9 protein-coding genes are annotated in these 10,532 nt (G+C 69.7%); 1 reads left to right on the forward strand and 8 read right to left on the reverse strand.

Annotation, left to right across the window (positions count from 1 at the left end; translation table 11 throughout):
* Positions 1-60: 60 nt before the first annotated feature.
* From ACI3KX_RS03175 to ACI3KX_RS03195, 5 genes are all read right to left on the reverse strand, one after another.
* Positions 61-384, reverse strand: a complete 324-nt coding sequence (locus tag ACI3KX_RS03175; protein ID WP_045297888.1) for a DUF2469 family protein — start codon at positions 382-384, stop codon at positions 61-63.
* A gap of 61 nt (positions 385-445) precedes the next feature.
* Positions 446-1,105, reverse strand: coding sequence for a ribonuclease HII (locus ACI3KX_RS03180; RefSeq protein WP_349427332.1), 660 nt, complete (start codon positions 1,103-1,105; stop codon positions 446-448).
* Positions 1,102-1,878: a signal peptidase I gene (gene lepB, locus ACI3KX_RS03185; RefSeq protein ID WP_349427331.1), complete on the reverse strand. Its 777-nt coding sequence runs from the start codon at positions 1,876-1,878 to the stop codon at positions 1,102-1,104. The genes ACI3KX_RS03180 and lepB overlap by 4 nt, the downstream gene beginning before the upstream one ends.
* A gap of 134 nt (positions 1,879-2,012) precedes the next feature.
* Positions 2,013-2,360, reverse strand: coding sequence for a 50S ribosomal protein L19 (gene rplS, locus ACI3KX_RS03190; protein ID WP_179432961.1), 348 nt, complete (start codon positions 2,358-2,360; stop codon positions 2,013-2,015).
* Positions 2,361-2,528: 168 nt separating this feature from the next.
* Positions 2,529-3,023 carry an MFS transporter permease gene (locus tag ACI3KX_RS03195; protein ID WP_349427330.1) on the reverse strand — a complete coding sequence of 165 codons (495 nt, stop codon included), beginning with the start codon at positions 3,021-3,023 and terminating at the stop codon, positions 2,529-2,531.
* A gap of 119 nt (positions 3,024-3,142) precedes the next feature.
* Between ACI3KX_RS03195 and map the strand changes: the two genes are divergently transcribed.
* Positions 3,143-3,925 carry a type I methionyl aminopeptidase gene (map, locus tag ACI3KX_RS03200; RefSeq protein WP_404907667.1) on the forward strand — a complete coding sequence of 261 codons (783 nt, stop codon included), beginning with the start codon at positions 3,143-3,145 and terminating at the stop codon, positions 3,923-3,925.
* Positions 3,926-3,927: 2 nt separating this feature from the next.
* Here map and treZ read toward each other — a convergent pair whose 3' ends face one another.
* From treZ to glgX, 3 genes are read right to left on the reverse strand one after another with little or no spacing between them, the layout of a single operon-like run.
* The gene (gene treZ / locus ACI3KX_RS03205; protein ID WP_404907669.1) at positions 3,928-5,661 is read right to left on the reverse strand and encodes a malto-oligosyltrehalose trehalohydrolase; all 1,734 of its coding nucleotides are present in this window, start codon (positions 5,659-5,661) and stop codon (positions 3,928-3,930) included.
* Complete coding sequence (gene treY, locus ACI3KX_RS03210; protein ID WP_404907671.1) at positions 5,658-8,003, reverse strand: malto-oligosyltrehalose synthase; 2,346 nt, start codon at positions 8,001-8,003, stop codon at positions 5,658-5,660. The genes treZ and treY overlap by 4 nt, the downstream gene beginning before the upstream one ends.
* A 16-nt stretch (positions 8,004-8,019) precedes the next feature.
* Complete coding sequence (gene glgX / locus ACI3KX_RS03215; protein ID WP_363357226.1) at positions 8,020-10,233, reverse strand: glycogen debranching protein GlgX; 2,214 nt, start codon at positions 10,231-10,233, stop codon at positions 8,020-8,022.
* Positions 10,234-10,532 lie beyond the last annotated feature (299 nt).

The raw sequence follows: 10,532 nt of genomic DNA on the forward strand, positions 1-10,532 counted from the left end.
CATCCGTTCAGAACCGGCGTGCGGTCCCGGGATCGCGGGGGCTGGGGAGGAGCCTGTGGCTCAGGTGTCGAGCGAGAGCTCTTCGGGCAGGTGGAAGTCCCGGCGCGACAGCTCTTCGACGTTGACGTCCTTGAAGGTGAGCACGCGCACCGCCTTGACGAAGCGGTCGGCGCGGTAGATGTCCCACACCCACACGTCCGACATCGAGATCTCGAAGTAGAAGTCGTGCTCGGTGTCGCGGCGCACGACGTTGACCTCGTTCGCGAGGTAGAAGCGCCGTTCCGTCTCGATCACGTACTGGAACTGCGAGACGACATCGCGATACTCGCGGTAGAGCGCGAGTTCGAGTTCGCGGTCATAGTCTTCGAAGACCTCGTCATCCATGGTGCTCCCATCCTATGGGCGTGAACGAATGCCGCGACGCCGGTCCGCGCGTGGCGAACGCTCAGAAGAGCGTCGGCGCGTCCGCGATAGACCAGGACGCGCGATGGTGTCGGCTGATTCCGTGCGTGCGGATGGCCTCGCGGTGGTCGGGGCTCGCGTAGCCCTTGTTACGCGCCCAGTTGTAGGCCGGAAGCTCGTCGTGGAGCTCGGTCATGAGACTGTCGCGCGCGACTTTGGCGATGACGGATGCCGCCGCCGCCGAAGCGCAGTCGCGATCGGCCTTGATGACCGGCTGCACCGTCAGCCCCCACGCGCCGGCGGGGCGGATGTAGTCGTAGTTGCCGTCGAGGATCACGATGGCATCCTCGGGGACGACCCCGTGAGCGCGCAGGTCGGCGATCGCGCGGATGGCGGCGAGCCCGAGTGCGCGCATGATCCCGATCTCGTCGATCTCCTCCGAGCTCGCCCAGCCGACCGCGCTCGCTGCGACCCACGACGCCGCCCGTGCCGCGACGTCGGCGCGCCGGGGCTCGGGGACCAGCTTCGAGTCGCGCAGCCCCTGCGGGATCCGCTTGCGGGAGCGGGGGGCGTCGACCACCGCCGCGCCGACGGCGACCGGTCCGGCCAGCGCACCGCGGCCGACCTCGTCGCACGCGATGACGAGCGCGTGCTCCCGCAGGAGCCGCCGCTCGAGCGTGAGACGAGGCTCGGCGACGGTCACTTCGCGCCGCCCTCCGGCTCCGGCGCGGGAACGCCGGCGAACACGTCGTGGTGGAAGTCGAGGAAACCGAACCGGTCGAACGGCCAGGTCACGAGGAAGGCGCGGCCGACGAGGTTGTCGATCGGCACGAAGCCCTTGCCCGGCTGGTCGGTGTTGTACCGCGAGTCCTTCGAGCGGTAGCGGTTGTCGCCCAGCACCCAGAGACTGTCCTCGGGCACGACGATGTCGAAGGGGTCGCCGGATGCCGCCGACTCCCCCGCCGGCAGCTTGATGTACACGCTCTCGTTGATGGGCACGTCGTTGACCGTGATCTGACCGATCGCGTTGCAGCACACGACGTGGTCACCCGGGAGCCCGATGATGCGCTTGACGAGGTGGTCGTCGCTGTCGGGCGCGGCGAGACCCACGAGCGACAGCACCCACTCCACGCCCTCGACGATCGGCGGGCGGGCGGGCTCCGTGCTCGGCGGCAGCCAGCCGCCGGGATCCTGGAACACGACGATGTCGCCCCGCTCGTAGGCACCGAACCGCGGGGTGATCTCGTCCACGAGGATGCGGTCCTTGACGTGAAGGGTGTCCTCCATCGAACCGGAGGGGATGTAGAACGATCGGACGATGAACGTCTTCACGATGAGCGAGACGAGGACGGCGATCAGGATGATCACGATCACATCGCGCAGGAAGACGAGCCAGCCCCGACGACGCGGCTGAATGGTCGCTGCGGGCTCGGCCCCGGGGGCCGGCTCGGCGGGAGCCGACTTCTCGGTCGTCATGGAGTTCCTTCGCGGGCGCCGACGGTCGCGGCGACCCGCCTTCAAGGGTCGCACATTCCGGCCCGTCCGGAGAACGGACGAGGCCCCGGACGCAAGCGTCCGGGGCCTCGAGACAGCGCTGCAGGCAGCTGGTGTCAGTTGTCGCGCTTCTCCTTGATCTTGGCCTTCTTGCCACGGAGGTTGCGCAGGTAGTAGAGCTTCGCGCGGCGCACGTCACCACGGGTCACGACCTCGATGTGGTCGATGACCGGGGAGTGCACCGGGAAGGTGCGCTCGACGCCGACCTGGAAGCTGATCTTGCGGACCGTGAAGGTCTCGCGCACGCCGTCGCCCGAGCGGCCGATGACGACGCCCTGGAAGACCTGGATACGCGAGCGGTTGCCCTCGGTGATGTTGACGTGCACCTTCACGGTGTCGCCGGCGTTGAAGGCGGGGATGTCGGAGCGGAGTGAAGCCGCATCGACGGCGTCGAGGATCTGCATGATCGTCTCTCTCTGCGGCCGCCACAGGTCGACCGCGGGAAGTAAGGTGAAGGACTCGGTGTGCCGCAGGCCTCCGGCGTGACGCCGTTCAGCTGATTCCCCTGAGGCAGAACCGGTCAGGGCACAAACAACCATTCTGCCATGGATGCCGCACCCGGCCAAAACGCGTCAGCTCGCGGGCGGCGTCTGCTTCTCGGAGATGATGATGACGTCGCGTTCGGCGACGTACCCTTCGTCGGCCGGCGCCGGAATGTAGGCGACGCCGTCGGCTGTGCGCAGGACGAATCGCGACGGCCGGGCCTCGCTCCACAGCTGCCACAGCTCGAGCCAGAACAACCCGACACCGGCCAGGATCGTCACGACCATCACCGGGGCCCACCAGGCCTCGGCGAAGAAGCCGAGCGAGATCACGAGCCCGTGCCAGACGGTGAACCCGAGGACGTCCCACCACGAGACGGCGCGATGGGCGCGGACCGTACCGCGCGCCCGCACCAGGAGCGTGAGGATCAGCTGCCAGACGAACACGCCGGGGATCGCGAGGAACAGCACCCAGAGGAACGCCCAGCCGCCCGCATTGAAGACGGCCCACCCGACGAAGAGCCACAGCGGCAGCAGGAAGGCCGCCGGAATGAGCCAGCCGAAGAACACGCGACGCAGCCACATGCCTCTGATGGTACGCCGACGATGCGGGTGACGGCGCGGTTCCGCGTGCCACGGGGCATCCTCCCAGCCCGGTGGTGCCGAGTCCGACAGAATGGAGGAGGACTGAGAGGAAGCTCCACATGATCGAGTTGCGCACCCCTGCCGAGATCGAGGCGATGAAGCCCGCCGGGCGATTCGTCGCCGAGACGCTCGCGACACTGCGCGACGAGACCAAGGTGGGCACGAACCTCCTGGCGATCGACCGCCGAGCCCACGAGCTGATCCGCCGGGCCGGCGCCGAGTCGTGCTACATCGACTACCACCCCTCGTTCGGCGCCCGTCCCTTCGGCAAGGTCATCTGCACCTCGGTCAACGACGCGGTGCTGCACGGACTGCCCTTCGACTACAGCCTGCGCGACGGGGATCTGGTGTCACTCGACTTCGCCGTGTCGATCGACGGCTGGGTGGCCGATTCCGCCGTCTCGTTCGTCGTGGGCACACCGCGTGACGAGGATCTCGCGCTGATCGACACGACGGAGCGGGCGCTGGATGCCGCAATCGCGGCGGCGACGGTGGGCAACCGCATCGGCGACATCTCCGCGGCCATCGCCGCCGTCGCCCACGGCGACGGCTACTCCATCAACACGGACTTCGGCGGGCACGGCGTGGGTCGTGAGATGCACGGCGACCCGCACGTCGCCAACGACGGCAAGGCCGGGCGCGGCTACCCGCTGCGGGCGGGGCTCGTGCTCGCCCTCGAGCCGTGGTTCCTGCAGACGACCGACGAGCTCATCACCGACCCGGACGGGTGGACGCTGCGCTCGGCCGACGGGTCGCGGGGCGCCCACTCCGAGCACACCGTCGCGATCACCGAGGACGGCCCGATCGTGCTCTCGGACCGTACGTGGCTCGGCGTCCGCTGACCTCAGTCCGTCCCGGTCGCGACGACCACCGCTGAGCGCGGCGGCAGCGCGCGCGTGTTCTCCGCGGCCGACGCTCCCGGATCGGTCGACAGCAGTATCCGCCGCGCGCCGCTCACCGGCAGGCGCAGGAGCTCGGTCGAGAAGTTCACGACGATCTCTGTGCTGCCGCGCGCGAGCCGGAACCAGCGCGCGCCGTCGTCGGCCGTGGCCGCGATGTGGCGGAAGTCGGGGTCGGTGAGTTCGGGGCGCGCCCGTCGCAGCGCGAGGAGCTCCCGGTACAGAGCAAGCACACGCGCGTGGGTGCCGGCATCCTTCTCCTCCCAGCGCAGGGTGGAGCGCCGGAAGGTCTCGGGATCCTGCGGATCCGGCACGAGGGACTCGTCCCATCCCATGCGTGCGAACTCCGCTTTGCGGCCGCGGGCGGTGGCCGCGCCCAGCTCGGGTTCGGGGTGCGAAGTGAAGAACTGCCAGGGCGTGGAGGCCGCCCATTCCTCGCCCATGAACAGCATCGGCGTGAACGGTGCGAGCACCGTGAGGACCGCGGCGATCGCGAGACCGCCTTCGTCGAGCGTCTGGGAGAGTCGGTCGCCGGCCGCCCGGTTGCCGATCTGATCGTGGTCCTGCGAGAACGTCACCAGCCGCCAGGCGGGGATACGCGGGTCGATGGGGTGACCGTGCGCGCGACCGCGGAAGGACGACCACGTGCCGTCGTGGAAGAAGCCCCGCGTGGCTGCTTTCGCCAGCGCCTCCAGGGAGGCGAAGTCGGCGTAGTAGCCGGTGGTCTCTCCTGTCAGGGCGACATGCAGTGCGTGATGGTAGTCGTCGTTCCACTGCGCCGTGAGCCCGTATCCGCCGGCTTCGCGCGCCGAGATCAGCCGGGCGTCGTTCAGGTCGGATTCCGCGATCAGCGTGAGCGGCCGACCGAGGTGAGCGCTGAGCGCGTCGACCGATTCCGCGAGCTCCTGCAGGATGTGGACGGGGCCGTCGTCCTTCAGGGCGTGCACGGCGTCGAGCCGCAGGCCGTCGACGTGGTGGTCGCGCAGCCACATCAGCGCGTTCTCGACGATGTAGCGCCGGACCTCGGCTTCGTCGAGGTCGACGGAGGACCCCCAGGTGTTCGACTCCGCGTCGCGCAGGTACGGTCCGAACTCGGGCAGATAGTTGCCGCTCGGGCCGAGGTGGTTGTAGACGACGTCCTGGATCACGCCGAGCCCGGCCGCATGGCACGCGTCGACGAAGCGCTGATAAGCGGCCGGACCTCCGTACGGCTCGTGCACCGCGTACCAGAGCACGCCGTCGTAGCCCCAGTTGTGCACGCCGTTGAAGCCGTTGACCGGCAGCAGCTCGACGAAGTCGATGCCGAGCTCCACGAGGTGCCCGAGCCGCCGGGCGGCGGCATCCAATGTCCCCTCGGGCGTGAAGGTGCCGATGTGCAGCTCGTAGACCACTCCCCCGGCGAGCTGCCGCCCGGTCCACGAGCCGTCGTTCCATTCGTGGATGCCGGGGTCGAAGACGGCGCTCAGCTCGTGTACGCCGCGAGGCTGGCGCCGTGATCGCGGATCGGGCCGTGCCACCGTCGCGTCGTCCAGGACGAAGCCGTACCCGTCGCCGTGCTCCAGCTCGAGGCCGGCGCGCCACAAGCCCCCGCCGATGTGAGTCATCGGCGTGTCGGCACCCCGCCCGGGCGCGCGGAGCGCGACCGTGGTCGCCCGCGGAGCCCAGACTTCGGGGATCATGACGGCTCCGCCGTGATCAGCAGCGCGACGGGATAGACGTCGAGCAGTTCCGCCAACGCGATGTGGCCGGTGAACGACCGCCCGGTGAGCACGTCGGTGGTGGGTCCGGCGTGCCGCAGCAGGACCGTGTCGCCCCACGGGGATCCGGTCGCCTCACCGCGGCGCGCCAGTCCGACCGGGCGGCGCGTCGCCACCGCCACCGCGCCGCCGCGGTCGGCCGCGATCGCGTGCTCGGCGGCGGAGCCGACCACCGTCATGGGCGTGTAGCGCGTGAACAGGTCGGGGCGGTCGCGACGCAGCCGCAGGGCGCGAGAGGTGACGAGCAGCTTCGCCGCTCCGCTCCGATCGACGATCGGCTGCTCACCCGCGTCGATGCGCGACAGCAGCCGGCGGCGTTCGTCGAAGTCGACGGCCCTGCGGTTGTCGGGGTCGACGAGGCTCTGCTCCCACAGCTCGCTGCCCTGATAGACGTCGGGGACACCCGGACCGGTGAGCTGCAGCAGCTTCGCCGACAGCGCGTTCGACCAGCCGGCGCCCTCGATCTCGGAGACGAAGGACTCCAGGCGCGCCGCCACCGCGGGGTCGTCGAATGCCGCATCGACCGCCGCGTGGAGGCGGCGCTCGAACCCCGCGTCCGGCTCCAGCCACGAGGTGGCCTCGCCCGCCTCGCGCGCCGCCTTCTCGGCATACGCGTGCAGGCGCTCACGGGATGCCGGCCAGGCACCCACGATGGCCTGCCACAGCAGCGCGTCGAAGGGTCCGTGGCCGGCGGAGGCGGCATCCGTCAGTTCCTCCAGCACCTCGCCCCACCGCTCGGGGATCTCGGAGAGCACGGCGAGCCGCGCGCGCACGTCTTCGCCCCGCTTGGTGTCGTGCGTCGAGAGGGTCGTCATCGAGTGCGGCCAGGCGGCGTGCCGAGCCGCCTGGGCGGCGTGGAACCCATCGACCGACAGCGCGAACACGGAGGGATCCGCGCCGACCTCGGTGAGCGTCCCGAGGCGCGTCGCCCGGTAGAACGCCGTGTCCTCCACCCCCTTCGCCATCACCATGCCGCTGGTCTGCTGGAAGCGCAGCGCGGCGGGATGCCGGGGGTCGGCGAGCGCCGGGAGCACGGCGTCGAGCGTCGCAGCCAGGTCGGGGCGGTGCGCGCGGGCGGCGGCGGCCGCCTCGTCCAGGTGCTCGCGGCCCGCCGGCAGATACGACCGGTACACCGGGAAGCGTGCGAGGAGCTCGACGAGCGCGTCCTCGGTCGCGGCGTCGTCGGGCGCTCCGAGGTCACGGGCGAGCCGACGCACCTCGGAGCGCAGGATCCCCTCGCCGATCCCCCGCTTCGTGGCCGCGATCACCTCGGGCCACGGCTGCGCGGCGGGCAGGCGCGAATGCTCGCGCAGCCGTGCGTCGAGGGCGTCCAGGTGCGCTTCGCCGCGGGGATCCACGAGCACGCGGTCGATGGCCGCGAGCGCCTCGTAGCCCGTCGTGCCGTCGGCGGCGAAGAACTGCGGCAATGTCTCGCCGTGCTCGAGGATCTTCTCCACGAGGACGTAGGCGCCGCCGGTGAGCGCGTCGAGGTGCTCCAGGTACTCCACCGGGGCACGCAGACCATCGGGATGATCCACCCGCAGGCCGTCGACCAGGCCGTCGGCGAACCAGCTGCCGATCTCGCCGTGGCTCGCCTCGAACACCTCCGGGTCCTCGACACGGATCGCTGCGAGGCTCGAGACGCCGAAGAACCGGCGGAAGTTGAGGTCGAAGGCTTCTCGGCGCCACGACATGAGCTCGTAGTGCTGCCGCGCGTGCACGGCCAGCACGTCCTCAGGGTCGGATCGCGTGCTGCCCGGCGCGAGCGGGAACCGGTGGTCGTAGTAGCGGAGCTCGCCGTCCTCGACGCGGAGCGTGCCGGCTGCCGCAGCCTGCGCGGCGTCTTCGCCGAGGACCGGCAGCCGCACCTTTCCGCCGCCGAAGTCCCAGTCGATGTCGAAGGCCGCAGCCCAGCGCGACCGGCGACCGTGTGTCAGCAGATCCCACCACCACGGGTTCTCATCGGGGCGCGCGACGCCGACGTGGTTCGGGACGATGTCGACCAGGATGCCCCGGCCGGCCCCGTGGAAGGCGTGCGCCGCGCGCTCGAGCGCCGCCCTGCCGCCTCGAGACGGATCGACAGACGTCGGATCGACGACGTCGTAGCCGTGGTCGGATCCCTGGGAAGCGGTGAGGAGGGGCGAGAAGTACACCCAGTCGACGCCGAGATCGCTCAGGTACTCGCGGAGCGCGACGGCGTCATCGAGTGTGAACGACGGACGGATCTGCAGACGATACGTGGACGCGGGTCGCGACGTCGGCATGGCTCTTCGGATCCTCTCAGTGGCGGAGCTCTGCGCGCGGGGCGGCTGAGCGCACCTCGTCGGGTCCGACCGGATTCGCGGCCGCGAGCGACGCCGCCACGGAGTGGTCGACCTCGGGCTCGGGCAGCTCGTGCTCTCGCAGCACCATCAGCGACCGGGCGGGAACCGCCAGGGTCGACCCGGGCTCGATCGGCTCGGTGTTGGCGTGAACCCCCGCGGTGTCGACGATCACGTCCCACTCCGGGCTGAACTCGACGGCCGGGATCAGGAAGTCGACGGAGTCGTCTCCGGCATTGAACAGCACGATGAAGTGGCGGTCCGAGATCGCTTCGCCCCGGCGGTCGCGCTCACGGATGCCGCCGCCGTTGAGGAACACCGCGACAGCACGACCGAACCCCGAGCCCCAGTCCTCGGGCTGCATCTGCGAACCGTCAGGACGTGCCCACACGATGTCGGGGATCGGCGCCCCCTCTTCGCGGCGCACCGGGCGCCCATCGAAGAAGCGACGGCGACGGAACGTCGGGTGCTCGCGGCGCAGCCGCGCCAGAGCCGCCGTGAACTCGAGGAGCGGCTGGTCGGGCGCGGACCAGTCCACCCATGTGATCTCGTTGTCCTGCGCGTAACCGTTGTTGTTCCCGCCCTGAGTGCGGCCGAGCTCGTCCCCATGCAGCAGCATCGGCACGCCCTGCGACAGCATCAGCGTGGCGATGAAGTTCCGCTGCTGGCGGGCGCGCAGCGCCAGCACGTCCGGATCGTCCGTCGGCCCTTCGACGCCGCAGTTCCACGAGCGGTTGTCGTCGGCGCCGTCGCGGTTGTCCTCCCCGTTTGCCTCGTTGTGCTTCTCGTTGTACGAGACGAGGTCACGCAGGGTGAAGCCGTCATGCGCGGTGACGAAGTTGATGGATGCCACCGGCCGGCGCCCCGAGTGCTCGTAGAGGTCCGACGAGCCGGTGAGTCGCGACGCGAACTCGCCGAGGGTCGCGGGCTCGCCCCGCCAGAAGTCGCGCACCGTGTCGCGGTACTTGCCGTTCCACTCCGTCCACTGCGGCGGGAAGTTGCCGACCTGATAGCCGCCGGGGCCGACGTCCCACGGCTCGGCGATGAGCTTCACCTGCGACACCACGGGATCCTGCTGGACCAGCTCGAAGAAGGTCGACAGGCGGTCGACCTCGTAGAACTCGCGCGCGAGCGTGGAGGCGAGATCGAAGCGGAAGCCGTCGACGTGCATCTCGAGCACCCAGTACCGCAGCGAGTCCATGATGAGCTGCAGCGTGTGCGGGTTGCCGGCGTTGAGGCTGTTCCCGGTCCCCGTGTAGTCGGTGTAGTAGCGCTTGTCGTCGTCTTCGAGACGGTAGTACGCCTCGTTGTCGATGCCGCGCATCGACAACGTCGGGCCGAGGTGGTTCCCCTCAGCGGTGTGGTTGTACACGACGTCGAGGATCACCTCGATCCCCGCGGCGTGCAGGGCCTTGACCATGGCCTTGAACTCCTGCACCTGCTGGCCGCGCTGGCCGCTCGAGGAGTAGGTGTTCTGCGGAGCGAAGAACGCGATGGTGTTGTAGCCCCAGTAATTCGAGAGGCCCTTCTCCTCGAGGCCCGAGTCGTTGACGAACTGGTGGACCGGCATGAGCTCGATGGCCGTCACGCCGAGCTTCTCGAGGTGCTCGATGATCGCGGGGTGCGCGATCGCGCTGTAGGTGCCGCGGATCTCCTCGGGAATCGCCGGGTGCAGCTTCGTGAGCCCTCGCACGTGGGCCTCGTAGATGAACGACTCCGCGTACGGCGTCTTGGGCTGCCGGTCGCCGCTCCAGTCGAAGTACGGGTTCACGACGACGCCCATCATCTGGTGGGACGCGGAGTCCTCGTCGTTGCGCGAGTCGGGCTCTCCGAAGTCGTAGCCGAACACGGCCTGACCCCAGCGCACCTGACCCTCCACCGCCTTGGCGTAGGGGTCGAGCACCAGCTTGTTCGCGTTGAACCGCTTGCCCGTGGCCGGGTCGTATTCGCCGTGCACGCGATAGCCGTAGCGCTGTCCCGGCTGGATGGAAGGCAGATACCCGTGATGGACGAAGGCGTCGACGTCGACGAGGTCGACGCGGGTCTCGGTGCCGTCATCGTCGAAGAGGCAGAGCTCGACGCGATCGGCGCCTTCGCTGAAGAGCGCGAAGTTGGTTCCGCTGCCATCGAACGTCGCCCCCAGCGGGTACGGGGAACCGGGCCAGATCTGCATGCGACCTCCATTTCGGCGGGGCCTTCACCCTAGCGGGCGCGGGGGAACGGAGGTTCGGGGTGGCGCCCAGTGTCGGCGGCCGGTATGCGTGCGGCGGGCCTGCCGTTCTCACACCTCTGCCGCCCGGGCTGTGAGAGAAACGTTCGCTCGGGGTAACGGTGGGCGGTCGGGGGGTGAAACACCGCCCTCGTAACGTCTGGATCACCGAGATCTTCGCCCCACGAGGAGGAGCCATGGCCCACCGGGATCGTGTCGACAGCTGGAAACATGACGCTGACGCTGCTGCAACATCAGCCGCG

Source organism: Microbacterium sp. ZW CA_36 (genome assembly GCF_044987475.1).
Taxonomy (GTDB): Bacteria; Actinomycetota; Actinomycetes; order Actinomycetales; family Microbacteriaceae; genus Microbacterium.